The sequence below is a fragment of the Ralstonia mannitolilytica genome, assembly GCF_905397375.1.
Taxonomy (GTDB): Bacteria; Pseudomonadota; Gammaproteobacteria; order Burkholderiales; family Burkholderiaceae; genus Ralstonia; species Ralstonia mannitolilytica.
Window position 1 is genome coordinate 463,992 of record NZ_CAJPVG010000002.1, and the last position, 23,320, is coordinate 487,311.

Annotated in this window: 22 protein-coding genes; 12 read left to right on the forward strand and 10 right to left on the reverse strand. The window is 66.0% G+C overall.

Annotated elements, in window-relative coordinates; genetic code table 11:
• Positions 1-5 precede the first annotated feature (5 nt).
• The 4 genes from KHN96_RS07880 (at position 6) to KHN96_RS07895 (ending at position 3,665) form a co-directional block, all read left to right on the forward strand.
• Positions 6-572 carry a class I SAM-dependent methyltransferase gene (locus tag KHN96_RS07880; RefSeq protein WP_045786516.1) on the forward strand — a complete coding sequence of 189 codons (567 nt, stop codon included), beginning with the start codon at positions 6-8 and terminating at the stop codon, positions 570-572.
• Between the two features lie 118 nt (positions 573-690).
• On the forward strand, positions 691-1,575 hold the full coding sequence (dapA, locus tag KHN96_RS07885) for a 4-hydroxy-tetrahydrodipicolinate synthase (protein WP_045786517.1): 885 nt from the start codon (positions 691-693) through the stop codon (positions 1,573-1,575).
• 61 nt (positions 1,576-1,636) lie between these two features.
• Entirely contained in the window at positions 1,637-2,845 is a 1,209-nt protein-coding gene (gene bamC / locus KHN96_RS07890) for an outer membrane protein assembly factor BamC (RefSeq protein ID WP_062739260.1), read from the forward strand.
• 34 nt (positions 2,846-2,879) lie between these two features.
• Positions 2,880-3,665, forward strand: a complete 786-nt coding sequence (locus KHN96_RS07895) for an MBL fold metallo-hydrolase (protein WP_062739259.1) — start codon at positions 2,880-2,882, stop codon at positions 3,663-3,665.
• A 133-nt stretch (positions 3,666-3,798) separates the two neighbouring features.
• Here the strand turns inward: KHN96_RS07895 and KHN96_RS22770 are convergent, their stop codons facing one another.
• Positions 3,799-4,047: a hypothetical protein gene (locus tag KHN96_RS22770; RefSeq protein WP_045786520.1), complete on the reverse strand. Its 249-nt coding sequence runs from the start codon at positions 4,045-4,047 to the stop codon at positions 3,799-3,801.
• A gap of 227 nt (positions 4,048-4,274) precedes the next feature.
• Entirely contained in the window at positions 4,275-5,516 is a 1,242-nt protein-coding gene (locus tag KHN96_RS07905) for a ribosomal protein uL16 3-hydroxylase (RefSeq protein ID WP_062739258.1), read from the reverse strand.
• 11 nt (positions 5,517-5,527) lie between these two features.
• Here KHN96_RS07905 and KHN96_RS07910 point away from each other — a divergent pair, with 11 nt between their 5' ends.
• Entirely contained in the window at positions 5,528-6,055 is a 528-nt protein-coding gene (locus tag KHN96_RS07910; protein WP_045786522.1) for an FKBP-type peptidyl-prolyl cis-trans isomerase, read from the forward strand.
• A 45-nt stretch (positions 6,056-6,100) separates the two neighbouring features.
• Here KHN96_RS07910 and KHN96_RS07915 read toward each other — a convergent pair whose 3' ends face one another.
• Positions 6,101-7,090, reverse strand: coding sequence for a metallophosphoesterase family protein (locus KHN96_RS07915; protein WP_238587595.1), 990 nt, complete (start codon positions 7,088-7,090; stop codon positions 6,101-6,103).
• Positions 7,091-7,143: 53 nt separating this feature from the next.
• A complete protein-coding gene (gene mutS, locus KHN96_RS07920; protein WP_062739256.1) occupies positions 7,144-9,792 on the reverse strand; it encodes a DNA mismatch repair protein MutS in 2,649 nt (882 codons plus the stop codon).
• 266 nt (positions 9,793-10,058) lie between these two features.
• Between mutS and KHN96_RS07925 the strand changes: the two genes are divergently transcribed.
• Positions 10,059-11,903: a methyl-accepting chemotaxis protein gene (locus KHN96_RS07925; protein WP_062739255.1), complete on the forward strand. Its 1,845-nt coding sequence runs from the start codon at positions 10,059-10,061 to the stop codon at positions 11,901-11,903.
• On the opposite strand, the gene KHN96_RS07930 is transcribed toward KHN96_RS07925, so the two are convergent.
• Together KHN96_RS07930 and KHN96_RS07935 are read right to left on the reverse strand one after the other, a co-directional pair.
• The gene (locus KHN96_RS07930) at positions 11,900-12,601 is read right to left on the reverse strand and encodes an MOSC domain-containing protein (protein WP_045786526.1); all 702 of its coding nucleotides are present in this window, start codon (positions 12,599-12,601) and stop codon (positions 11,900-11,902) included. The two genes, KHN96_RS07925 and KHN96_RS07930, sit on opposite strands and share 4 nt — an antisense overlap.
• Before the next feature lie 342 nt (positions 12,602-12,943).
• A complete protein-coding gene (locus tag KHN96_RS07935; protein WP_045786527.1) occupies positions 12,944-13,756 on the reverse strand; it encodes an inositol monophosphatase family protein in 813 nt (270 codons plus the stop codon).
• Positions 13,757-13,878: 122 nt separating this feature from the next.
• Between KHN96_RS07935 and KHN96_RS07940 the strand changes: the two genes are divergently transcribed.
• Together KHN96_RS07940 and cysE are read left to right on the forward strand one after the other, a co-directional pair.
• A complete protein-coding gene (locus tag KHN96_RS07940) occupies positions 13,879-14,751 on the forward strand; it encodes an RNA methyltransferase (RefSeq protein WP_045786528.1) in 873 nt (290 codons plus the stop codon).
• A gap of 145 nt (positions 14,752-14,896) precedes the next feature.
• A complete protein-coding gene (gene cysE / locus KHN96_RS07945; RefSeq protein ID WP_115043972.1) occupies positions 14,897-15,643 on the forward strand; it encodes a serine O-acetyltransferase in 747 nt (248 codons plus the stop codon).
• A gap of 16 nt (positions 15,644-15,659) precedes the next feature.
• Here cysE and KHN96_RS07950 read toward each other — a convergent pair whose 3' ends face one another.
• Genes KHN96_RS07950 through KHN96_RS07965 form a run of 4 tightly spaced genes read right to left on the reverse strand, consistent with a single transcriptional unit; the run spans position 15,660 to position 18,283 of the window.
• Positions 15,660-16,478: a UDP-2,3-diacylglucosamine diphosphatase gene (locus tag KHN96_RS07950; RefSeq protein ID WP_062739254.1), complete on the reverse strand. Its 819-nt coding sequence runs from the start codon at positions 16,476-16,478 to the stop codon at positions 15,660-15,662.
• Positions 16,475-16,981, reverse strand: coding sequence for a peptidylprolyl isomerase (locus KHN96_RS07955; RefSeq protein ID WP_045786531.1), 507 nt, complete (start codon positions 16,979-16,981; stop codon positions 16,475-16,477). The genes KHN96_RS07950 and KHN96_RS07955 overlap by 4 nt, the downstream gene beginning before the upstream one ends.
• A gap of 25 nt (positions 16,982-17,006) precedes the next feature.
• Complete coding sequence (locus KHN96_RS07960; protein WP_045786532.1) at positions 17,007-17,579, reverse strand: peptidylprolyl isomerase; 573 nt, start codon at positions 17,577-17,579, stop codon at positions 17,007-17,009.
• A gap of 41 nt (positions 17,580-17,620) precedes the next feature.
• Complete coding sequence (locus tag KHN96_RS07965; protein WP_045786533.1) at positions 17,621-18,283, reverse strand: tetratricopeptide repeat protein; 663 nt, start codon at positions 18,281-18,283, stop codon at positions 17,621-17,623.
• Positions 18,284-18,535: 252 nt separating this feature from the next.
• Between KHN96_RS07965 and cysS the strand changes: the two genes are divergently transcribed.
• From cysS to tilS, 4 genes are all read left to right on the forward strand, one after another.
• On the forward strand, positions 18,536-19,927 hold the full coding sequence (gene cysS, locus KHN96_RS07970; protein WP_045786534.1) for a cysteine--tRNA ligase: 1,392 nt from the start codon (positions 18,536-18,538) through the stop codon (positions 19,925-19,927).
• Positions 19,924-20,805 carry a DNA-3-methyladenine glycosylase family protein gene (locus KHN96_RS07975; protein WP_045786535.1) on the forward strand — a complete coding sequence of 294 codons (882 nt, stop codon included), beginning with the start codon at positions 19,924-19,926 and terminating at the stop codon, positions 20,803-20,805. The genes cysS and KHN96_RS07975 overlap by 4 nt, the downstream gene beginning before the upstream one ends.
• A gap of 86 nt (positions 20,806-20,891) precedes the next feature.
• Positions 20,892-21,860, forward strand: coding sequence for an acetyl-CoA carboxylase carboxyltransferase subunit alpha (locus tag KHN96_RS07980; protein ID WP_045786536.1), 969 nt, complete (start codon positions 20,892-20,894; stop codon positions 21,858-21,860).
• Positions 21,829-23,235, forward strand: coding sequence for a tRNA lysidine(34) synthetase TilS (gene tilS, locus KHN96_RS07985; protein WP_062739253.1), 1,407 nt, complete (start codon positions 21,829-21,831; stop codon positions 23,233-23,235). Before KHN96_RS07980 ends, tilS begins: the two co-directional genes overlap by 32 nt.
• The last annotated feature ends 85 nt before the right edge of the window (positions 23,236-23,320 follow it).

Consider the following 23,320-nt stretch of genomic DNA (forward strand, 5'->3'; position numbering starts at 1 on the left):
CGCAGATGCTGCCAGTCGTGACCGACCTGCACACGCTTGCCGCGCCGTCGCCCTGGGTGGTGCGATGGGCGGCCGGGTTGCCGGCCGGTGCATCGGTGCTGGATGTTGCCTGCGGCAGCGGCCGGCATGTCCGGTGGCTGGCCGCCCGCGCTCTGCGCGTGACGGGCATCGACCGGGATGCAACGGCGCTCTCCGGGCTTTCCGGCGTCGCCACGACGCTCGTTGCCGATATCGAGGGTGGCCCCTGGCCGCTGTCAGCCGGTGCGGTGTTCGACGCCGTCGTCGTCACGAACTATCTGCACCGGCCGCTGTGGCCGCAACTGCTCGCGGCCGTCGCCCCGGGCGGACGCCTTATCTATGAAACGTTCGCCGTCGGAAACGAAACCGTGGGCAAGCCGTCCAATCCGGCATTCCTGCTGGCGCCGGGGGAGCTGCTCGACGCCGTACGGGGCCGGCTGCGCGTGATTGCCTACGAAGACGGGTTTGTCGCGTCGCCAAAAAACGCTTATGTACAGCGCATTTGCGCGGTGCGCGAGCCTGGCGGCGTGACGGCCGTGCGCTACGCACTTTGAACTTGCTGAGGGCAGGGCCTTACCCGTCTCCTGACGGGTCTCAGATGTGGCGAATCCGTTCTGACGATCCGGTACAATCCGACTGTTTACGTTCACGCTTTTGTCTGCTTTCGAAACCATGACCCAGATTTCCGGCAGTCTCGTCGCCATCGTCACGCCCATGCACGAGGACGGCAGCCTTGATTTCCCGTCGTTGCGCAAGTTGATCGACTGGCACATCGCCGAGGGCACCGACGGCATCGTGATCGTCGGCACGAGTGGTGAATCGCCGACCGTGTCGGTGGAAGAGCACCGTGAGCTGATCCGGGTGGCGGTCGAGCAGGCGAACAAGCGTATCCCGATCATTGCCGGCACCGGCGGCAACTCCACCACCGAGGCCGTCGAGCTGACGGCCTACGCGAAGCAGGTGGGCGCCGATGCCTCCCTGCAGGTCGTGCCGTACTACAACAAGCCGACGCAGGAAGGCATGTATTTGCACTTCCGCAAGGTGGCCGAGTCGGTCGATCTGCCGGTCATTCTGTACAACGTGCCGGGCCGCACCGTGGCCGATATGACGGTCGAAACGATGCTGCGCCTGGCCGAAGTGCCGGGCATCATCGGCGTGAAGGAAGCGACCGGCAACATCGACCGCGCCGCGCAACTCATCAAGGGCGCGCCGACCTCGTTCAAGATTTACAGCGGGGATGATCCGACCGCCATCGCGCTGATGCTGCTGGGCGGTCACGGCAACATTTCGGTGACGGCCAATGTGGCGCCGCGCGCCATGCACGAACTGTGCGCCGCTGCCATGCGCGGCGACGTGGAAACGGCTCGCCGCATCCACATGCAGCTGCTGTCGGTGCACAAGAACCTGTTTGTCGAATCGAACCCGATTCCTGTCAAGTGGGCGCTCCAGGCCATGGGCAAGATGGAAGGTGGCATCCGCCTGCCGTTGACGCCGCTGGCACCCCAGTATCACGAGGTGGTACGCGCATCCCTCAAGGATGCAGGACTGCTCTCCTGATGTTTCAAGGCCCAGTCTGGGCACTTAAGGCCATCGTTCTCATCCGAAGGATCGCAAGTCAATGAAACTGCACCAAACCCGTCGCGGGGCTGTGGCGACGTCTGCTCACCTGTTGCTGGCCGCGCTGTCGGTTGCCATGATTTCCGGTTGCGATACCGTCAATGAGGTGATGCAGCCGGACCGCATCGACTACAAATCGCAGGCCAAGAAGGGGCCGACGCTCGAAGTCCCGCCCGACCTGACCAGCATCCAGTCAGATCGCCGCTACGCCGCACCGGACACGGGCACGACTACGCTGTCGGCCTACACGTCGACGGCACCGAAGGTGACGGCGCCGGGCTCGGGTGCCGACAACGTGCTCCCCTCCGTGTCCGACATGCGCATCGAGCGCGACGGCAACCAGCGCTGGCTCGTCGTGAAGACCACGCCCGACGCCCTCTGGCCGCAGCTGCGCACGTTCTGGCAAGAACTCGGTTTTCTGCTGGTGATTGATTCGCCCGAGACCGGCATCATGGAAACCGACTGGGCCGAGAACCGCGCGAAGATTCCGCAGGACATCATCCGTCGCACCGTTGGCAAGGTGTTCGACGGCCTGTACTCGACGGGCGAGCGCGACAAGTTCCGCACCCGCATCGAGAAAGGCCCGAACGGCACGGTCGAGGTCTACATCTCGCACCGCGGCGCGCAAGAACAGCTGGTCGGCTCGGCCAAGGACCAGACCGTGTGGACGCCGCGTCCTGCCGATCCCGAGCTGGAGGCCGAATTCCTCTCGCGCCTGATGCAGCGACTGGGCGCAAGCAAGGAAGCCGCGCAGCAGAAGCTCGCGCAGACGCAGGCCGCGCATCCGGTGGAACAGGGTGCGAAGGCGACCGAGGGCGTCCAGGCTGCGCGCACCGCAGGCCCGTCGCTGCTGACGCAATCGAATGGCCAGCCCGCTCTGCAGGTGCCGGAACCCTTCGACCGCGCCTGGCGCACCGTGGGCTTGGCGCTCGACCGCGTGAACTTCACCGTGGATGACCGCGACCGCTCGCAAGGCGTGTACTTCGTCCGCTACGCCGACACCAAGGCGGAAGCGAATGCGCCGGGCTTCTTCTCTCGCCTGTTCTCGGGCACGAAGATCGAAGACCTCAAGCGTGCCAAGCGCTATCGCGTGGTGGTCAAGGACGGCGGCAATTCGTCGACCGTGACCGTGCAGAACGACGACGGCTCGTCGCAGACGGGCGACATCGGCAAGCGCATCCTGTCGCTGCTCGACGAACAACTGCGCTGATCGGCATCATGCAGTACAGCTGCCTGGGTGGGCGATGACACTGAGATTCGCCAGCCTCGGCAGCGGCAGCGAGGGGAATGCGCTGCTGGTCGAATCCAGCGATGGCACGACCTGCACGCGCATCCTGCTCGACTGCGGCTTTGGTATCCGCGAAACCGTGCGCCGGCTCGAACGGCTCGGTTGCACGGCGGAATCCCTCAACGCCATTCTCGTCACCCACGAGCATAGCGACCACGTCGGCAGCGCGTATGCGTTCGCCGCCAAGTTCGATATCCCTGTCTGGACCAGCCACGGTACGTATCGCGCGACCGAGAAACTGCGCGGTGCCGATCGTGCAGCCGTGCGGTTCTGTCGTGCCGACGACGTCTTCGGCATCGGCGATCTGCAGATCCTGCCGTACACGGTGCCGCACGATGCGCGCGAGCCACTGCAGTTCGTCTTCAGCGATGGTGCGCGGCGTCTGGGCGTGTTGACCGATGCTGGCATGTCGACCGAGTACCTGTGTTCGCATCTGGAAGGCATGCACGCACTTGTGCTCGAATGCAATCATGATCGTGAGATGCTCGAGAACTCGCCCTACCCGTGGTCACTGAAGCGCCGTATCGGTGGGGATTTCGGTCACCTGGCGAACGACATTGCCGCGGCGATCCTGACCCGCGTACACCATGCCGCGCTGCATACGGTTGTGGCGGCACATCTGTCCAGGCAGAACAACACGCCGCAGCTCGCCGCCGAGGCCATAGCGGTCCCGTTGGGTATCGGGGTGGAGGCGGTGCCTATTGCGGACCAGGAAGAGGGCTTGCCATGGCACAGCGTTTGAGCGCGTCGCCGGCAGCCTTGTAAGAATCAGAAACAACTTTGATTGGCGGTCGGGCGGGGCGGTGTTTGCCCGGTCATGCGCCCATGAAAAAAGCCGACCCGAGGTCGGCTTTTTTGTCTCGCGAGAAACGCGATTATTGCTTGGCGGCCGGGGCCGAAGCGTCGGCAGCCGGAGCCGAGGCAGCAGCGTCCGAAGCGGCCGGAGCAGCTGCGGCATCCGAAGCAGCCGGAGCAGCAGCGGCGGGAGCCGAGGCTTCCGGAGCAGCGGCGGCCGGAGCCGAAGCTTCAGGAGCAGCTGCCGGAGCAGCAGCTTCTTCCTTCTTACCGCAAGCAGCCAGAGCCACAGCAGCCATCAGCGAGGCGATCAGGAGAGACTTTTTCATTTTTTCGATCCTTAAACTGAATATGGAAAGCGAACAACAGAAAGGGCGATGAATAATTACCGGTAATTATCGCTCTGGTACGACACCTTCTTCTGCGCTGGCAGCCAGAGTGCACAAGAGCTGCTTGGCTGCAAGCTAGCGTCGGATTATAGCGGCCTTTACCTACCCTGTGTAGCTGAGTGGGGCGGGACGCACGCTCGATTCCGCCACTTTTGTAACGATGTGTTTCAGCCGCGGAATGAACGCCGGGCTGGGTCTGCAAGTCTGAGCCAGCCTTCCTCGTACCACGCGTGCAGGGTGTCCATGAGGTCCGGCAGATCAGCCGCCGCATCCACCGACGCAGCGCTTGCACCGCGGGCATCTGCCAACGCGGCAAGCCACGCAAGCAGCGTACCCGGAGGCTCGAACGTATCGCCGTTGATCCAGAACCGCTGGCTGTCGTACAACGCCTGCGTGCGAGCGTCGAGGACGATGCCTTCCTTGCGCGCGCGGGCGGCAAAGCGGGCAAGCGGCAAGCGGGGTTGCGTGACGAACTCCACGTGATCCTTCGGCTCGGTGAGATACGCCCCCAGGAACTCGCCGACCAGCTCGGGCGTCCAGCGCAGCGCATTGAGCTTTTGCGCGAGCGCCTTGACCATGGCGGCGGGCAGCTCGCCCGGGCGGTCCGTGGGCTTCTGGTCCGGATCGGCGTAGCGGCCGTCGAATTTCGGATCGTCCTCGAGCGTCTGCGAGAGGAAGCCCAGGAAGTGGCCCGCCAGCTCGCGATACGACGGCGAACGGAAGCCGATCGAGTACGTCATGCAGTCGCCTTCTGCCACGCCGTCGTGGGCGTAGTGCGGAGGCAGGTACAGCATGTCGCCCGGCTCGAGCACGAACTCTTCCTCCGGCTGGAAGTTCGCGAGGATCTTCAGCGGCAGATCGGGCACGAGGGACAGGTCGTCCTGGGCCGAAATGCGCCAGCGGCGCTTGCCATGCGCCTGCAGCAGGAACACATCGTACGAATCGAAATGCGGGCCGACGCCGCCGCCGTCGGTGGCAAAGCTGATCATCACATCGTCGAGCCGCGCATCCGGGATGAAACGAAAGCGCCGCATCAGTGCTTCGACCGCGGGCTCCACGAGGTTCACGCCTTGCACCAGCACCGACCAGTTGCGCGTCTTGCGTGAGGGCAGCGGGCGCTCGTCGAATGGGCCGTGATTGAACGACCACCGCCCGCGGGATTGCGCGATCAGCCGGGATTCCACATCCGGGCGCTGCGCCAGGGCCAGCACCCGCTCGGGCGAGAGCGGAAAGTGCAGTGAGCGCATCTCTTCGGCAGAGAGCGCCTGGCGGATCAGCAGTGGCTTTTTCTGCCAGTGCGTGCGCATGAAATCGCGTGGCGACAGGCCGCCGAGCAGCTGTGCCGGGTGCGCTGGGGCCAGGGCGGGTTGGACGCCGCCATCCGCAGCGTATAATGGGACTTCGTTCATGGAGTGCGCAATTGAAAATCGCGAAGAATACGGTGGTGTCGGTGGCTTACAAACTGTCCGACGCGCAGGGCAACGTCATCGAGGAATCCGATGAGCCGATGGTGTATTTGCACGGCGGCTATGATGGCACGTTCCCCAAGATCGAGGAAGCGCTGGACGGCCATGAGCAAGGCTTCGAGACCAAGCTGCAGCTCGAGCCGGACGATGCGTTCGGCGAATACGATCAGGAGCTGATCAAGATCGAGCCGCGTGACCGTTTTCCCGAGCCCCTCGAGGTTGGCATGCAGTTCGAGGGCGTGCCCGAAGACGGAGACGAGGAAGACGCCATTGTCTACACCGTCACCGATGTGGCGGAAGACAAGGTCGTGCTCGACGGTAATCATCCGCTCGCAGGCATGGCGCTGCGCTTCGAGCTGAAGGTGACCGATGTGCGCGAGGCCACGGCGGAAGAGATCGAGCACGGCCACGTGCACGGTGACCACGGCCTGGAAGTCGTCGACGAAGACGAAGACGACGACAAGCCGCACACGCTGCACTGATCGTCATCGGTCCGATACGAGAACGGGAGCTTCGGCTCCCGTTTTCTATTGCGCGGTCTGCGACGGCGGCGCGCCCTCGACGCGGCGTCCGCGCACGTGGAAGAGCGGTGTCCGGCCCGGCGTGACGGACACCTCCAGCCACTGGTCAAGCACCGGGGAGCCGTAAGTCCGCGCGCGCATGACGTGCGGATCGGGCCGGCCTTCATCGTCCTTGAGTGGGCGATCGAGCAGCAGCGTCTGGCTGGCCCCATGGATGATGAGTACCGCGCCGTCATAGTCGCGCGTGAGCGTGCGCAGTTGGCGCTTGAGCGCGAGATACCCGTCGTGCGAGCGCCGCAGCAGGCCATCCAGCAGGTTCGGAGCACGGCGATGTTCCCAGCCGTCTTCGAACAGCGGATCGGCTTGCATCATGATCACGATGCCTTCCATCTTGCGCTGGTGCGCCAGCGAGAACGCACGGGCCAGCCATTGCCGATTCGCTTCGAGCCGGTCTTCGTATTCGCCGTTCCGGCCGCCGGCCGTCTTGTAGTTGTTGTTGTCGCCCGGCACGTTGAGGGTGACGAACAGCACACGGTCGACGATCCATCGGGCGTTCTCGCGGTAGCTGCGAAACTTGGCCTGATCGGACTGGCGCATGACGGCCATCGTGCGCTGGCCGAGCGCGTTGTCGTCGGGGTAGAACAGCTCGCGCAGGCGCAGCAGACGTTCGAGCGGGTCAAAGCGGCCGGCGGCAGCGCGCTGGCAATCGCTCCAATCGTGGTCGCCCGGAATATAGACGACGGGCGAAATCAGGCTGTCGAGCAGTTCGTGGCGCGCTTCGAGGAGCTCGTCCGCGCATGATTCATCACGGCCCTTGAGGTTGCCCAGGTGCACGACGAAGGCCGGGTGCTCGGCATCGACGGCGTCAAGCAAGGCGCGCGCGGGCGCAACGTCTTCCGGGCGTTCCGGCACGTTGCCGATGACGGCAAAGCTGAACCCGCCCGGCGCTTTTGCTTGCCTGCCGGGCGCGGCCTGAACCGGCGCCCAAAGCAGCATGACTGCCGCCAGGGCAGCGCCGATGCAGCGACGAAGAGCCGGGCGGGGCTGCATCATCCGGCCCCAGATCCGGCGAGCGCCTTGAGCCGGTACAGCGCATCGAGCGCCTCGCGCGGCGTCATGTCGTCAGGGTCGAGGCCGGCGAGCGCTTCGGCCAGGGCAGTGTCGGGCGCCTCGGTGGATGCCGCGTCGTCTTCATCGTCCGGGCACTCGGCGAGGGCGAACAGATCCAGTTGCGGGGTGGCGCCCGTGTCGGCCGAATGCTGCTCGAGCCAGGCCAGCCGCTTGCGCGCCGCGCGGATGACCGCCTGCGGCACGCCAGCCAGCTGCGCAACCTGCAGACCGTAGCTCTGGCTGGCCGGCCCTTCCTGCACCGCATGCAGGAAGACGATGCCATCGCCATGTTCCACCGCCGACAGGTGGACGTTGGCCGCCTGGGCAAACTCCTGCGGCAGTTGCGTCAGCTCGAAGTAGTGCGTCGCGAACAGCGTGTGACTGCGATTGTGCGACAGCAGATGTCGCGCAATCGCCCATGCGAGCGCCAGGCCGTCGAACGTGCTGGTGCCGCGGCCGATCTCGTCCATCAGCACCAGGCTGTTGGGCGTCGCGCGGTGCAGGATGGCGGCCGCTTCGGTCATCTCCACCATGAAGGTCGAGCGCCCCCCGGCGAGGTCGTCTGCGGCGCCGATGCGCGTGAAGATGCGGTCGATCGGGCCGATGGTGGCCGCTTCGGCCGGCACGAAGGCGCCCACGTAGGCGAGCAGCACGACCAGCGCGGTTTGCCGCATGAAGGTCGATTTACCGCCCATGTTCGGGCCGGTAATCAGCAGCAGCTTGCGCGTGTCCTGCAGCACACAGTCGTTTGCGACGAACTGTTCGACCTGCTGCTCGACCACGGGATGGCGGGCGCGCGTGAGTTCGATGCCCGGAACATCCGTGAGCGTCGGACGGGACCACGACAACGCGTGCGCCCGTTCGGCCAGCGTGGCCAGCACGTCGGCCTGCGCCAGCGCCGCGGCAATGCGCTTGAACTCGGCCAGGTGCGGCAGCAGCTTCTGGAGCAGCTCTTCGTAGAGCAGCTTCTCACGCGAGAGCGCGCGGTCCTGCGCGGAGAGGGCCTTGTCTTCAAACGCCTTCAGCTCGGGCGTGATGTAGCGCTCGGCATTCTTGAGCGTCTGGCGGCGGCGGTAGTCGTCGGGCACCTTGTCGGCCTGGCCGTTGGTGACTTCGATGTAGAAGCCGTGCACGCGGTTGTATTCGACACGCAGGTTCGCGATGCCGGTGCGCTCGCGCTCGCGGGCTTCCAGGTCGACGAGGAACTGGCCGCAGTTTTCGGAGATGTCGCGCAACTCGTCCAGGTCGGCGTCGTAGCCGCGTGCGATGACGCCACCGTCGCGCACCATCGCGGCCGGTTCGGCCATCACGGCGCGCTGGAGCAGCGCATGGGCGTCTTCGGGCACGGCCAGGGCGGCGCGCAATTCCGCTAGCAGCGGGGCGGCATCGCTTTGCGGCAGTGCTTCGCGAATCTCGGGCAGGCGGGCAAGCGTATCGCGCAGCGAAGACAGGTCGCGCGGGCGCGCAGAGAGCAGCGCCAGCCGCCCGGTGATGCGCTCCACGTCCGACAGCGTGCGCAGCGTCGCACGCAGCGTCCGCCAGTCGCTGCCGAGCAGCACCTCGATGGCCTGCTGGCGCGCCTGCGGCACCGCCCGTTCGCGCAGCGGGTGATGCAGCCAGTGCCGCAGCAGGCGGCTGCCCATGCTGGTCGAGCAGGTATCGAGCAGTGAGAACAGCGTGGGTGACTCCTGCCCACGCAACGTCTCCGTCAGCTCCAGGTTGCGGCGCGTGGCGGTGTCCAGGCCGATGAACTCGCTTTCGTGCTCGACCGTCAGGCCGATGACATGGCGCAGCGACTGGCCCTGCGTGGCCGCCGCGTAGTTCAGCAGCGCACCGGCGGCGGCGAGCGCGGCGGTCAACGTTTCCGCACCGAACGCGACGAGGCTGGTCACGCCCAACTGCTCGCGCAGGCGGCGCGCGCCGGCGTCCACGTCGAAGTGCCAGTCGGGCAGGCGCGTGCGGGCGGCGTCGTACTGGATGGTGTTGAGCGTGGCGTCATCGGCCAGCACTTCAGCGGGGCGGATGCGTTCGAGCTCGCGTTCGAGCTGGTCGGGGCTGCACTCCATCACGCGCAGCTCGCCGCCGACGAGGTTTAGCCATGCCAGGCCTATCAGCGGCGCGGCACCGCGCTTGCCCGGCACGTGCGCAATGGCGAGCAGGTGGTTGTTGACCTTGTCGGAGAGCAACGCCGCATCCGTCAGTGTGCCGGGCGTGACGACGCGTACGACCTTGCGCTCGACCGGGCCCTTGGTGGTGGCCGGGTCGCCGATCTGTTCGCAGATGGCAACCGACTCGCCGAGCTTGACCAGCTTGGCCAGGTACTGCTCGACAGCGTGGAACGGCACGCCGGCCATGCGGATCGGCATGCCGTTGGAGCTGCCGCGCGCGGTGAGCGTGATATCGAGCAGGCGGGCGGCTTTTTCGGCGTCTTCAAAGAAGAGCTCGTAGAAGTCGCCCATGCGGTAGAAGACCAGCGTGTTCGGGTGCCCAGCCTTCAGACGCAGGTACTGCTGCATCATCGGCGTGTGCTTGTCGAAGGGGCCGTATTTCGGGTCGATCTCCAGAGCCGGAGCGGAGTGTTCAGCCATGCGGTGCAAATAAAGACGGAGGCGCGGCGTGCGATCGGGCGGTCGCGCGCCGGGGGTTGAATCTGGAATCGCGCAATTGTTGCACAGGTGGGCGACGGGCTTTTGCAGCGTGCCGGACGCGTCATCGCCCACCTGCGGGTGGGGCCGCTCGCGCCCGAATCGCTCAAGAACTGCGCCAGCCGTGCCGTTAGTCCTTCTGGAACCCTCAACCCATGGAAGAGCCCGCCCGCACATGCCGCGCGTGCTCCGTATCCGGAGAGTCTGGAATGAACAAGCTCAGCTTCCGCCAAAAGCTTTGGCTGCCGCTGGTATTCAGCCTGATCGCGCTGACGCTGATCTCGGTATTCAACGCCTGGCAGGCACGCGCGATCCGCATGGAAGAGCGCAAGAACAACCTGGTGAGCGTCACCACGCAGGCCGTCAACCTCGTCAAGCAGTACGACGACCTGGCACGTGCCGGCACCCTGACCAAGGACGAGGCACAGAAGCAGGCGCTGGAGCGCTTCAAGGCGCTGCGCTATGACAAGGACGGCTACTTCACGATCACGAACTCGCAGGAAGTGGTGGTCATGCACCCGGTGGCGGCCAACCTGATCGGGCAGAAGCGCAGCGATTTCAAGGATTCGCAGGGCAACGCGATCTACGTCGACATGACCAACGCGGCCAAGCAGCCGGATGGCGGCTTCACGCGTTACGTGTGGCCGCGCGTGGGCGGCACGGAACCGGTGCCGAAGCTCGCCTACGTGCTGCGGTATGAACCGTGGGACTGGATCGTTTCGACCGGCGCGTACATCGACGACATCAATGCGGCCTTCATGCGCTCGCTGTATCAGACCGGCGGCCTGCTGGCGGCGGTGGCCGTGGTGCTGGTGCTGCTGGCGGGCGTGGCCAACCGCAGCCTGCAGCGCACCCTGGGCGGCGATCCCGCTTATGCCGCAGACGTCGCCAACCGCATTGCAGCGGGCGACCTGACCGTGGAAATCGCCACGCGTCCGGATGACCAGCACAGCCTCCTTTACGCCATGAGCCGCATGCGCGGCGCGCTGGTGCAGACCATCGGGCGCATCAAGGGCGCGTCGGAAACCATCGGCACGGCCACGCGCGAGATTGCCAGCGGCAACCTGGAACTGTCTTCGCGCACCGAGCAGCAGGCCAGTTCGCTCGAAGAAACCGCGTCGGCCATGGAAGAGCTGATGTCGACCGTGCAACAGAACGCCGACAACGCGCAGCAAGCCAACCAGCTCGCCGCGTCGGCCTCCGACGTGGCGTTGCGCGGTGGCGAGGTGGTGACGCGCGTGGTGGAGACGATGGGCTCGATCAACGCCTCGTCGCGCAAGATCGTCGACATCATCGGGGTGATCGATGGCATTGCGTTCCAGACCAACATCCTCGCATTGAACGCCGCTGTGGAAGCGGCGCGCGCGGGCGAGCAGGGCCGCGGCTTTGCCGTGGTGGCCGGCGAGGTGCGCAGCCTCGCCCAGCGCAGCGCGGCAGCGGCCAAGGAGATCAAGGCGCTCATCGACGATTCGGTCGGCAACGTGGAGGCTGGCAGCGCGCTGGTGGAAGAAGCCGGCACGACCATGCGTGAAATCGTTGCGAGCGTGAAGCGCGTGACCGATATCGTGGGCGAGATCACGGCCGCGAGCCAGGAGCAGCGCTCCGGCATTGAAGAAGTCAGCCACGCGGTCACGCAGCTCGATGACGCCACGCAACAGAACGCAGCATTGGTCGAGCAGGCCGCGGCGGCCGCGCAGTCGCTCGAAGAACAGGCGGCGAGCCTCACGCAGATCGTCGCGCAGTTCCGCCTGAATGCAGACGCCCTGCGTGCGGCACCGCTGGCGCCAGCGAAGGCCGAACCGATGGCCGTCGCGCCCGCAGCGGCACCGGCCGTTCAGGATGGGTCGAAGACGCAACGCGAACCGGCCAAACCGAGTGCCGAGGCTGCCAAGGCCCGGCTCACTCCGCGCAAGGCGCCCGTGCTGCGCAAGGCAGCCGACAAGCCGGTCGCCGCGTCGGCAGACAAACCGGCGCCGCCGGTGGTGCCGGCCAGTCTCGCCAAGGCGAAGCCCCTGGTCGCCGCCGGAGACGATTCCGACTGGGAAACGTTCTAACCGGCCGCTGGGCCATCGATCCGCTTGGCCCAGCTCTCGACTTCGCCGCGCGCGAGTCGGCCTTCCACCAGCTTGCGCCACGATGGCGTGAGCGGTAGCGCCAGCATGTCGGTCAACGCAGCATGGTCGAGCATGTTGCGATAGAGCACGTCCAGCACCCGCGCCAGCGGCCACTGCGGCCACGGGCGCTCGAGCCATTCCAGGGTGTCGCCCGCGCGCAGCGTGCCGCCTTCCAGCACGCGGTAGTACCAGCCGGTGCGGCCGGTGTGCTGCACGCGGCGCGCCATGTCGCGCGTGTCGAAACGGTCGTTGAGCTTCCAGCACGGCTGGCGCAGCTGCGAGACCTCCAGCACCACGTTGCCGGCGCGCAGCCGGTCTCCCACGCAGACGTCGGCCTCGGTCACACCCATCGTGCTGAAGTTTTCGCCAAAGGCGCCGGCTTGCGCCAGCAGCGGCCGGGCCCCCAGGTCTGCCTGCCAAGCCGCGTAATGATCGAATGGGTAATGGTGGATCGCCTTGTCCGGGCCACCGTGCACGCGCAGGTCGCCTTGCTCATCGCCGGTGATGCCGTTGATGCCTATCTGCACGGCATCGGCTACCGGGCGTTTGTCGATGGCGCTGCGCGAGCCGGGGCGGGTGTAGTCGACGGCGCGGCCGATGAGGAGGGTCTCGATGCGGATGGGGCGGGGCAGCGTCATGCGGCCTCCGCGCGGTCGGCCCGGCAGGTCATCGCTTTGCCGGTGTGTTGCGAGGCACGGGTTGCCCCAGTGTGGGCGTGGCCCGGCTTTCGTCGATGTGGCTGCAATAGGCCGATGGGCTCCGACGGAACGTGGCGCAGGTCGAGGACAGTGTTCATGGCAAGGCGTCGCACAAAGAGGACGCTCATTGTGAATGACGGTCGAGCAGCGCAAAACCCGGGCACACGCTGTGGGTTTGTCATCGTCAAGCTCGGCCGGCGGTGTGCCGCGCACGGTCTCCAGCCGGAAAGAAAAAACCCGCGCGAGGGCGGGTTTTTTCTGCCTGCAGGGATGGCCGTGCGATCAGGCCTCAGCCTTCGCCCGCGAGAACGGCGCCGTGATCTTGATCATCTGCACAAAGGCCTTCGGGTTGCCGGCCAGGATTTCGCCCTGGTCGAGGTAGCCCGATTCACCGCTGTAGTTGCCGACCAGCCCGCCCGATTCCGTGACCAGCAGCGAGCCGGCGGCCATGTCCCACTTGCTCAGGCCCTGCTCGAAGAAGCCGTCGAGGCGGCCGCAGGCCACGTATGCGAGGTCCAGGGCGGCGGCGCCGGGGCGGCGCAGGCCCTTGCAGCTTTCCGTCATGGTGGCGAACAGGCGCGTGTAGTCGTACAGGCCCTCCATGTCGCGATACGGGAAGCCGGTGCCGATCAGGCAGTCGGCCAGCTTGTCGCGGCGCGTGACGCGGATCCGGCGGTTGTTCAGGAACGCGCCGGCGCCCTTGGACGCGGTGAAGAGTTCGTCGCGCGTCGGGTCATACACCACGGCCTGCGTGACCACGCCGCGCTGCATCAACGCGATCGACACGCCGTATTGCGGAAAGCCGTGGATGAAGTTGGTGGTGCCGTCCAGCGGGTCGATCACCCAGACGTTTTCGCTGGCGGTCTCGCCGTCGGCCCAGGACTGGCCGGACTCTTCCGCTAGAATCGCGTGATCGGGGTAGGCTGTCTTGATGACTTCGATGATCGCGGCTTCGGCCGCGCGATCGACTTCGGTGACGAAATCGTTGTGCTGTTTGCGCTCGGCGCGCAGGCTATCGACGTCGAAGGACGCGCGGTTGATGATGGTGCCGGCCTTGCGGGCAGCCCGGACGGCGATATTGAGCATCGGATGCATGACGGATCTCCGCGCCTGGCGCGCCTTGGCGGCAGGCGAAACAACACAGCGAATTGTAGAAGAACGAGCGGCGGGCCAATCTCGCGATCCTGCCCGCCGTCAAAAGAGTGGCCGTATTGTATATGAACCCCGCCTCCGTCGCCCCGGAAACCGCACCGAACCCCACACTCGCCGACCCGGAAACGTTGCGCCAGCGCGCAGCCCGCTGCCGTTTCGTGCTGGTGGAGACGAGCCACCCCGGCAATGTCGGCTCGACGGCACGTGCGCTCAAGACGATGGGATTCGCCGATGCGGGCAGCTTCGTGCTCGTGCGCCCGCGCCAAGCCGACGCCACCTCGCATGCCGATGCCGTTGCCATGGCAAGCGGCGCCGACGACGTGCTTGCTAATGCGCGCGTCGTCGAGGACATTGGTGAAGCGCTGGCGGGGGCTTCGCTCACCATCGCCCTGACCGCGCGCCCGCGTGAATTCGGCCCGCGCCGCATCGGCCCGCGCGCTGCCGCGGACGAGGTGGCCGCCTTGCTGGCCGCGCCGGACACGACGGTTGCCTTCGTCTTTGGCAACGAGCGCTTCGGCCTGCCAAACGAGGTGGTGGAGCGCTGCCATGTCGTCACGCACATTCCTGCCAACCCGGCCTATGCCTCGCTGAACCTGTCGCAGGCGGTGCAGTTGATCGCGTACGAGGTGCGCATGGCGCTGCTGGCCGACACCGGCACGGGCGACACGCGCGTCGAGGGCGTCGGCTTTGTCGGCGAGCCGGCTACCGCCGAGCAGATCGACGGCATGTTCGAGCACCTCGAGCGCGGCCTCGTCGAGATCGGCTTTCTCGACCCCGCACAGCCGAAGAAGCTGATGCCGCGCCTGCGGCGTCTGTTTGCCCGCACCCAGCTGGAGACCGAGGAGGTCAACATCCTGCGCGGGATCGCCAAGCGCATGCTGGGCCGCCGCGGCGATGCGGCCACGCCGCCCACGGGCGCAGCCGACGACTGTCGCTGATCGTCCTGATCGCCGCCTGCACGGCGGCGCGCTGCGTCTGTCCGTCGGGCTAAAACCCTTGCCATCGCGCGGTAAGGGATGCCTTACACTGCCCCCAGCGCACACCGATGCGCGGCAGTTTCATAACGATCCACACACGACCAAGATGTTCACACGCATTCGCGAAGATATCCGCGCCATCATGGAGCGAGACCCGGCCGCGCGCAGTCGCTGGGAAGTGCTGACCTGCTATCCGGGTCTGCACGCCGTCATCGTCCATCGGGTCGCGCATGCGTGTTGGAACGGCGGTTTCAAGTGGCTGGGGCGGTGGCTTTCGCACCTCGGGCGTTTTCTGACCGGCATCGAGATTCACCCTGGCGCGACGATCGGCCGGCGCGTGTTCATCGATCACGGCACGGGCGTGGTGATCGGCGAGACGGCCGACATTGGCGACGATTGCACGATCTACCAGGGCGTCACGCTGGGCGGCACCTCCCTGTACAAGGGCGCCAAGCGGCATCCGACGCTCGGCAAGGGCGTGGTGGTGAGCGCGGGCGCCAAGGTGCTCGGCGGCTTCGTCATCGGGGACGGCGCGCGGGTTGGCTCCAATGCGGTGGTGCTCAAGCCGGTGCCGCCGGGCGCCACGGCCGTGGGCATTCCGGCACGCATCGTCGAGCGCGATACGCCCAAGGAGGCCCAGCCGGCGCTCAAGCAGGAGTTCTCGGCCTACGGGATCACGCCGGACGCCGATGATCCGGTGTCGCTGGCGCTCAAGCGGTTGATCGACCACAGCGCGCTCCAGCAGGAGCGCATCGAGTCGATCCTGTCTGCACTCGACCGCCTGGGCGCGCACCTCGAGAACTCGCCGAACGATCCGTTCGATGCGAGCGAGCTGAAGCGGATGCTGAAGTAGGGCCGGGCGGTGACGGTCATGACGCCGTCACCGGCTCGACGGTCCATGCGCCTTTGTCGAATTTGAGGAAGCTGCCGCGCGGCTGCGGCGCATCGAAATCCCAATCGGAGAGCACCCAGCGCCTGCCGGCCGGTTCATGATGCAGCTGCGGGCGGTGCGTGTGGCCGTGGATCAGCGTGGCGGTGCCGGCGGCCTTGAACAGCGTATCGACGGCTTCGGGCGCGACGTCGCCCATCATTGCGGCGGCGCGTGGTTCGCCTGCCACGTTGGCGGACATGGCACGGCCGGCTTCGCTCTCCGCGCGCATCTTCTGCGCGATCCTCAGCCGCCAGCGCAGCGGCATCGCCAGGAAGATCCGTTGCACCCAGCGCCTGCGCGTCCAGCGGCGAAAGCGCATGTAGGCCGCGTCACGGGTGCACAGCGCATCGCCATGGGCGAGTGCGATGCGCTCGCCATCGACTTCCAGAACGCTCGGGTCGCTCAGCAGCGTGGCATGTGCGGCCGCCAGGAAGCGCTCGCCGAGCAGGAAATCGCGATTGCCGTGCATGAACAGCACGCGCGTGCCGGCGTTCGCCAGCTCGGCGAGCAGGCTGGCGATGTGCTGGTGGAACGGGTCGACGAGTTCTTCATCGCCGACCCAGTACTCGAAGAAATCGCCCAGTATGACCAGCGTGCGTGCTTCGCGTGCGCGCGTGCGCATGAAGCGCTCGAACGCGGCGGCGGTGGCGGGCATGCTGGCCGTCAGGTGCAGATCCGAAATAAAAAACACCGGCCCGGAAACCCGGACCGGTGTCTTCAGCGCGGATGCCGTGGAGGCGTGCGCTGCGTCGATCATTCGATGACTTCGGCGCTTTCGATGATCACGTCTTCCATCGGCACGTCCTGGTGGAAGCCGCGGTTGCCGGTGCGCACGGCACGAATCTTGTCGACCACGTCCATGCCTTCGGTCACCTTGCCGAAGACGGCGTAGCCCCAGCCTTGGGGTGTCGGCGAGGTGTGGTTCAGGAAGTCGTTGTCGACCGTGTTGATGAAGAACTGGGCCGTGGCCGAGTGCGGATCATTGGTGCGTGCCATGGCAATGGCGCCGCGCTCGTTCTTCAGGCCGTTGTTGGCTTCGTTCTCGATCGGGGCCTTGGTGGGCTTCTGTTTCATGTCGTTGCCCGGTTCGAAGCCGCCGCCCTGGATCATGAAGCCCTTGATGACGCGGTGGAACACCGTGTTGTTGTAGTGGCCGTCCTTGACGTAGCTCACGAAGTTGGCGACGGTCTTGGGCGCCTTTTCGGCGTCCAGGGCGAGCGTGATGTCGCCGTGGTTGGTGTGCAGCTTGACAGTGGTCATGATGTTTCCTTCGGTGAGCAAAGCGTTACTTGGAGACGACGGTGGCCGATTCGATGACGATCGGCTTCACGGGCACATTCTGGTGGGGGAACCGGGTCGTGGTTTCCACGGCCTTGATCTTGTCGATGGTGTCGGTGCCCTCGACCACCTTGCCGAAGACGGTATAGCCGTAACCGTCCTGACCAGGGTAGTTCAGCATGTTGTTGTCGACCACGTTCACGTAGAACTGAGCGGTGGCGGAGTTCGGATCCATGGTGCGGGCCATGGCGATCGTGTACTTGTCGTTCTTCAGGCCGTTCTTCGATTCGATCTCGACGGGCGGGCGGGTGTCCTTCTGCTTCATGTCGGGCGTGAAGCCGCCGCCCTGGATCATGAAACCGTCCATCACGCGATGGAAGATCGTGCCCTTGTAGAAACCATCCTTCACGTACTGCAGGAAGTTGGCGACCGTCTTGGGGGCTTTGTCCGGATAGACCTCCACGGTGAAGTTGCCCATCGACGTCTTGAACTGGACGCGCGGCGCGGGCGCGGCTGCCGCAGCCGCGGACACGGCCAGCGCACACACCAGCCCGGCAAAGAGAGAGCGAATACGAAGCATGATCGAGAGGGAAGGATCGGAAAGGAGAATGGCCGCGCGCCTCAATGACGCTTGGCCGGTTTGCCGGTGACGCCGCTTGCGGCGGGCAGTGCGGCAGCGGGCTCTGCAGCGGGATGCACGCCCGGGAGGTCGGGCAGCGCATCCAGGCGTGCACGTGCGTTGGCGTTCTTCGGGTTCAGCTTGATCGCGTTCTGGTATGACTGGGCGGCCAGACGGACGTAAATATCGCCGAGGTTCGATTGCGCCAGCGCATTCTCGGGCGCCACGCGGCTCGCCATGATGAGGCTGTCCCGCGCACGCAGCAGCTCGCCGCGTTCGGCATACAGCGCCGCCAGGTTGATGTACGGCTCGGGCAGTTCAGGGAAGTCCTGCGTCATCTGGCTGAATGCCACGATGGCATCGTCGCTGCGGCCCAGGCCGGCAAGCGCCACGCCACGCTGGAAACGGGCCTGCGCGTTGCGCGGTTGCGCCGCGACATCCTTGTCCAACTCGGCCAGCGCCTCGGCGTATCGCTTGCCGGCGAGTTCATCATCGATGCGCTTCTGGCGTGCGACCTGCGGCGGTTGCTGGTTGCTCGGCGTCAGGTCTGCCGGCAGTGCAATGCCGGCGGTCTGGGCGATGGCCGGCGTGGCTGACACGGCAAGCAGGCAGGCCAGGGTTGCAGCGCACAGGGTTGCACCGTGCAGACGCAGCGTACTGTTCATGAGAATCGGTTCCGTTATACTCCGCCGCATTCTAACAAACCGTCTTTGTGCGCAGCAGCGGCCATGCGCATCGGGAAAGGTGCTTGACGGGGAGCAAGCCGGCGCGCCGGCCGCCCGACTCGTCGGCGCAGTTCCGGTAAGATATGCCGCTAGTTTTTCGGGCGCTGTACCGGCGCCGACTGCCTCCAATTTGGTCCGCCTGCATCGGCGCATCTCGCATGCGCGGCGCGCTGAATCTCCCGACACCGCTTCATGGAATCACTCAAGATCTACAACACGCTTGCGCGTGAGAAACAGACGTTCGTCCCCATCGAGCCTGGCCGCGTGCGCATGTACGTGTGCGGGATGACGGTGTACGACTACTGTCACGTCGGGCATGCGCGGGTCATGGTGGTGTTCGACATGGTGCAGCGGTGGTTGCGTGCATCGGGTTACGAGGTGACCTACGTGCGCAACATCACCGACATCGACGACAAGATCATCAGGCGCGCGGTGGAAAACGGCGAGACGATGCGCGCGCTCACCACGCGCTTCATCGAGGCGATGCACGAAGACGCCGATGCGCTGGGCGTGCAGCGCCCCGATCATGAGCCGCGCGCGACGCAATACGTGCCGCAGATGCTGAGCATGATCGGCAAGCTGCAGCAGAATGGCCTTGCCTACCAGGCCGCCGACGGCGACGTGAACTACGCCGTGCGCAAGTTCCCCGGCTACGGCAAGCTGTCGGGCAAGTCGCTCGAAGACCTGCGCGCCGGCGAACGGGTTGCGGCCAACGATGCCAAGCAGGATCCGCTCGACTTCGTCCTGTGGAAGTCCGCCAAGGCCGACGAGCCGGCCGAATCGCGCTGGGCTTCGCCATGGGGCGAGGGCCGCCCCGGCTGGCATATCGAGTGCTCGGCGATGAGCTGCGAGCTGCTCGGGGAACATTTCGACCTGCACGGTGGCGGCGCCGACTTGCAGTTTCCCCACCACGAAAACGAGATCGCCCAGTCCGAGGGCGCGACCGGCAAGCCCTTCGTCAACACGTGGATGCACAACGGCTTCGTGCGCGTGAATGACGAGAAGATGTCGAAATCGCTGGGCAACTTCTTCACCATCCGCGATGTGCTGAAGGTGTACGACGCGGAAGTGGTGCGCTTCTTCATCCTGCGCTCGCACTATCGCAGCGATCTGAACTACAGCGATGCACACCTTGACGACGCCCGTCACGCATTGACGCGCTTGTATACAGCGCTCAAGGACGTGCCCGCATCGGCCAATGCGCAGCCCGACTGGAACGAGCCGCACGGCAAGCGTTTCCGCGAGGCCATGAACGATGACTTCAACACGCCGGTCGCGGTGTCGGTGCTGTTTGAGCTGGCGAGCGAAGTCAACAAGACGCGCTCCCCTGAGCTGGCCACTCAGTTGGCGGCGCTGGCCGGCGTGATGGGTTTGCTGGGGCGCGATCCGCACGCGTTCCTGCAAGGCGGCGTGTCGGCCGATGGCCTGGATGCGGCTGAAGTCGAAGCCCGCATCGAAGAGCGCCGCGCCGCCAAGGCCGCACGAGACTTTGCCCGCGCCGACGCGATCCGCGCCGATCTGCTGGCCGCGGGCATCGTCCTGGAAGACAAGCCGGGCGGCGTGACCGAGTGGAGACGCGCATGAACGCGGTGGCCAAGAAAGCCAGCGCAGGGCGCGGCACGGCCGCCAGGAAGGCGCCTGCCGTGAAAACGGCGGCCCCCCGGAAGGCCTCCGCCAAGAAGATCGACGGCGCGCCGAGCAAGACGGTTGCCGCCAAAAGCACGACCATCAAGGCCGGCAAGGTGACGCAGGCCGGTCCTGCCAAGCGCGCTGCAACCAAGGTGCCGCTGCCGGAAACCCTCGCGACCAACGAAACCGTGCCCGTGCCGGCCGAGGTCGTGCTGTCGGGCCCACCCGCGTACTGGCAAGAGGCGTGCGCCGACCTGATGAAGCGCGACCGCATCCTGCGCAAGATCATCCCGACGTACGGGCCGGCGCACCTCGCATCGCGCGGCGATCCATTCGTCACGCTTGCCCGATCGATCGTGGGCCAGCAGATTTCAGTCAAGGCGGCGCAATCGGTGTGGGAGCGCGTGGTGATGGCGTGCCCGAAACTCGTGCCTGCACAGTTCCTGCGGGCCGGGCAGGAGAAACTCGCGGCCTGCGGCTTGTCCAAGCGCAAGGCCGAGTACATCCTCGATCTGGCCGAGCACTTCCGCAACGGTACGGTGCACGTGGCCAAGTGGGCGGAGATGGACGACGAGGACGTCATCGCCGAGCTGACCCAGATTCGCGGCATCGGCCGCTGGACAGCCGAGATGTTCCTCATGTTCAACCTGATGCGTCCGAACGTGCTCCCGCTGGACGACATCGGGCTGATCAACGCGATCTCACAGAACTATTTCAGTGGCGAACCCGTCACTCGCAGTGAGGCGCGCGAAGTGGCCGCCAACTGGGAGCCGTGGCGCACCGTGGCGACGTGGTACATGTGGCGCAGCCTCGATACGGCCACCACGTATTGAGCTGTCAACTTCAATGAAACGGCGCGCATCGCCGGGCGGCCAAAATCCGGTAGAATGCGCGCCTTCAAGAGCCTTTCAGAAGATCCATGAAAACAACCTTCCTGGAGTTCGAGCAGCCGATCGCAGAACTTGAGGCGAAGATCGAAGAACTTCGTTTCGTTCAAGACGATTCCGCTGTCGATATTTCTGAAGAAATCTCCCGCCTGGCCGCAAAGAGCCAGCAGCTCACCAAGGATCTGTACGCCAACCTGACGCCCTGGCAGGTCGCACAGATCGCCCGGCACCCGCAGCGTCCTTACACGCTGGACTACGTCCGCGAGATCTTCACCGACTTCCACGAGTTGCACGGTGACCGCACGTTTGCGGACGACCTGTCCATCGTGGGCGGTCTGGCGCGCTTCAACGGCCAGGCTTGCATGGTCATCGGCCACCAGAAGGGCCGCGACACGAAGGAGCGCGCGCTGCGCAACTTCGGCATGTCCAAGCCCGAGGGCTATCGCAAGGCCAAGCGCCTGATGGAACTGGCCGACAAGTTCGGCCTGCCGATCTTCACCTTCGTCGATACGCCGGGCGCCTTCCCGGGTATCGATGCAGAAGAGCGCGGCCAATCCGAAGCCATCGGTCACAACCTGTTCGTGATGGCCGGCCTGAAGGTGCCGCTGATCGCCACCATCATCGGCGAGGGCGGCTCGGGCGGGGCGCTGGCCATCGCCATGGGCGACGCGGTCCTGATGCTGCAGTTCGCGACGTACGCCGTGATCTCGCCGGAAGGCTGCGCGTCGATCTTGTGGAAGACGGCCGAGAAGGCGCCCGAAGCCGCCGAGGCACTGGGCCTGACCGCGCACCGCCTGAAGGCGCTGGGCCTGATCGACAAGATCGTCAACGAGCCGCTGGGTGGCGCCCACCGCGATCCGAAGGCCATGGCCGCCATGCTCAAGCGCGCGCTGGCCGAGTCGCTGCGCCAGTTCCAGGGCATGAAGACGTCGGAACTGCAGGCGCGTCGCCACGAACGGCTGATGGCCTATGGCAAGTTCAAGGAAACCGACGGTCGCTGATTCGTCTGCGCTGCTGGTCGACAAGGTCGCACAACGCGTTGCCGCGTGTGCGGCCTTTGTCGTTTCCGGCGGCGTGCCGACCGTGGCCATTGCGCTGTCGGGCGGGCGCGATTCCGCCGCGCTGCTGCACGCGTGCGCGGCGTGGCGCGATGCAGGGGCGCACGTACGGCTCGTTGCGCTGCATGTCAATCACGGCCTGCAGGCCGATGCCCACGCCTGGGAGCGCGCCTGTTCCCGCATGGCCGAAGCCGTCGCCGTCGAGTTCCACGCGCGCCGCGTCCATGTCTGCGCCAGTGCAGGACAGGGCGTCGAGGAAGCCGCGCGCGAGGCCCGCTATGCCGCATTGGAAACGCTTTGCACCGAGACCGGCGCGTCGCTTCTGTTGACGGCGCACCACCTGGACGATCAGGCGGAAACCGTCCTGCTGCAGCTGATGCGCGGTGCGGGCCTGGACGGGCTCGCCGCCATGCCGATGGTGCGCCCCGGCGCATTCCCGCTGTTGCGCCCCTGGATCGATGTGCCGCGCAGCGAGATCGAGCGCTATGCACACGCGCGTGCGCTGACTTGGGTTGACGACCCCTCGAACGATGACACGCGCTACGCGCGCAATGCATTGCGGCCGCTGCTCAAGGGAATGGCCGCGCATTTTCCCGGGTATCGCGAAGCACTGGCGCGCAGCGCGGCGCACCTCGCGCATGCGGCTGAGCTCGTCGATGAAGTCGCACGGGCGGATCTCGCGCAGATCGTTTCCGCGAACGGTCTCAGCGTCGCAGGACTGGCCGCGCTGTCGCGCGCGCGCCAGCGTGCGGCCCTGCGGCTGTGGCTCGGGTCGGAAGGCATGCGGGCTCTGTCCGCGCGCCGGCTGGACGATCTGCGCACACAACTGGTCGAGGCCCGCCAGGATGGCGCGCTGTGCGTCAACCTGCCGGCCGGGCGCTGCGTCAGGCGCTACCGCGGGATGGCATGGATGGAACGCGCCGAGGTCGATCCCGCGCGACAGGCTGCCGGCGAGGTCATCCCCTTTGATGGGACGCGGCGTACCGAGCAGCGTGTCGATGTGGCGGCGTGGAAGGGGGTGCTCGTTTTCTCGCCCGTGTCGAACGGCATTCCGACGCACGCGTTGCGGGGACCGCTCTCACTCGTGCCGCGCCGAGGGGGCGAGCGCATCGTGCTGCGCACAGGCGGCCCTACGCGCGCCCTGAAGCAGGCCTATCAGGAAGCGGGAATCCCCGCCTGGCAGCGGGCGAAGCTGCCGCTGCTGTACGCGGGCGACACGCTGGTCTTCGCCGCGGGTCTGGGCATCGACCGCTCGCTCGTGGAGCGGGGTGTCGCGTGGGACATTGCCTGGCTGCCGGCAGGCCTACGTGGGGGATAGGACACATCGCTTCGCGCGATTTGCTTGCCGATCAATGCAGTTTGCTGTATTTTCAAAAGCTTTTGCACCGCACTGCCTCCTCTCG

What these genes read in the sequence shown, in the direction of transcription:
- KHN96_RS07950 (WP_062739254.1), bottom strand. Translation starts at nt 16,478, where the DNA reads ATGATCGACGCAGCGCACGCCTCCACGGCATCCGCGCTGAAGACACCG.
- KHN96_RS07965 (WP_045786533.1), bottom strand. Translation starts at nt 18,283, where the DNA reads ATGAACAGTACGCTGCGTCTGCACGGTGCAACCCTGTGCGCTGCAACC.
- KHN96_RS07980 (WP_045786536.1), top strand. Translation starts at nt 20,892, where the DNA reads ATGAAAACAACCTTCCTGGAGTTCGAGCAGCCGATCGCAGAACTTGAG.
- KHN96_RS07955 (WP_045786531.1), bottom strand. Translation starts at nt 16,981, where the DNA reads ATGACCACTGTCAAGCTGCACACCAACCACGGCGACATCACGCTCGCC.
- KHN96_RS07905 (WP_062739258.1), bottom strand. Translation starts at nt 5,516, where the DNA reads ATGAACGAAGTCCCATTATACGCTGCGGATGGCGGCGTCCAACCCGCC.
- KHN96_RS22770 (WP_045786520.1), bottom strand. Translation starts at nt 4,047, where the DNA reads ATGAAAAAGTCTCTCCTGATCGCCTCGCTGATGGCTGCTGTGGCTCTG.
- KHN96_RS07935 (WP_045786527.1), bottom strand. Translation starts at nt 13,756, where the DNA reads ATGCATCCGATGCTCAATATCGCCGTCCGGGCTGCCCGCAAGGCCGGC.
- cysE (WP_115043972.1), top strand. Translation starts at nt 14,897, where the DNA reads ATGTTCACACGCATTCGCGAAGATATCCGCGCCATCATGGAGCGAGAC.
- cysS (WP_045786534.1), top strand. Translation starts at nt 18,536, where the DNA reads ATGGAATCACTCAAGATCTACAACACGCTTGCGCGTGAGAAACAGACG.
- KHN96_RS07960 (WP_045786532.1), bottom strand. Translation starts at nt 17,579, where the DNA reads ATGCTTCGTATTCGCTCTCTCTTTGCCGGGCTGGTGTGTGCGCTGGCC.
- KHN96_RS07940 (WP_045786528.1), top strand. Translation starts at nt 13,879, where the DNA reads ATGAACCCCGCCTCCGTCGCCCCGGAAACCGCACCGAACCCCACACTC.
- bamC (WP_062739260.1), top strand. Translation starts at nt 1,637, where the DNA reads ATGAAACTGCACCAAACCCGTCGCGGGGCTGTGGCGACGTCTGCTCAC.
- KHN96_RS07925 (WP_062739255.1), top strand. Translation starts at nt 10,059, where the DNA reads ATGAACAAGCTCAGCTTCCGCCAAAAGCTTTGGCTGCCGCTGGTATTC.
- KHN96_RS07975 (WP_045786535.1), top strand. Translation starts at nt 19,924, where the DNA reads ATGAACGCGGTGGCCAAGAAAGCCAGCGCAGGGCGCGGCACGGCCGCC.
- tilS (WP_062739253.1), top strand. Translation starts at nt 21,829, where the DNA reads ATGGCAAGTTCAAGGAAACCGACGGTCGCTGATTCGTCTGCGCTGCTG.
- dapA (WP_045786517.1), top strand. Translation starts at nt 691, where the DNA reads ATGACCCAGATTTCCGGCAGTCTCGTCGCCATCGTCACGCCCATGCAC.
- KHN96_RS07880 (WP_045786516.1), top strand. Translation starts at nt 6, where the DNA reads ATGCTGCCAGTCGTGACCGACCTGCACACGCTTGCCGCGCCGTCGCCC.
- KHN96_RS07895 (WP_062739259.1), top strand. Translation starts at nt 2,880, where the DNA reads ATGACACTGAGATTCGCCAGCCTCGGCAGCGGCAGCGAGGGGAATGCG.
- KHN96_RS07915 (WP_238587595.1), bottom strand. Translation starts at nt 7,090, where the DNA reads ATGCTGCTTTGGGCGCCGGTTCAGGCCGCGCCCGGCAGGCAAGCAAAA.
- KHN96_RS07930 (WP_045786526.1), bottom strand. Translation starts at nt 12,601, where the DNA reads ATGACGCTGCCCCGCCCCATCCGCATCGAGACCCTCCTCATCGGCCGC.
- mutS (WP_062739256.1), bottom strand. Translation starts at nt 9,792, where the DNA reads ATGGCTGAACACTCCGCTCCGGCTCTGGAGATCGACCCGAAATACGGC.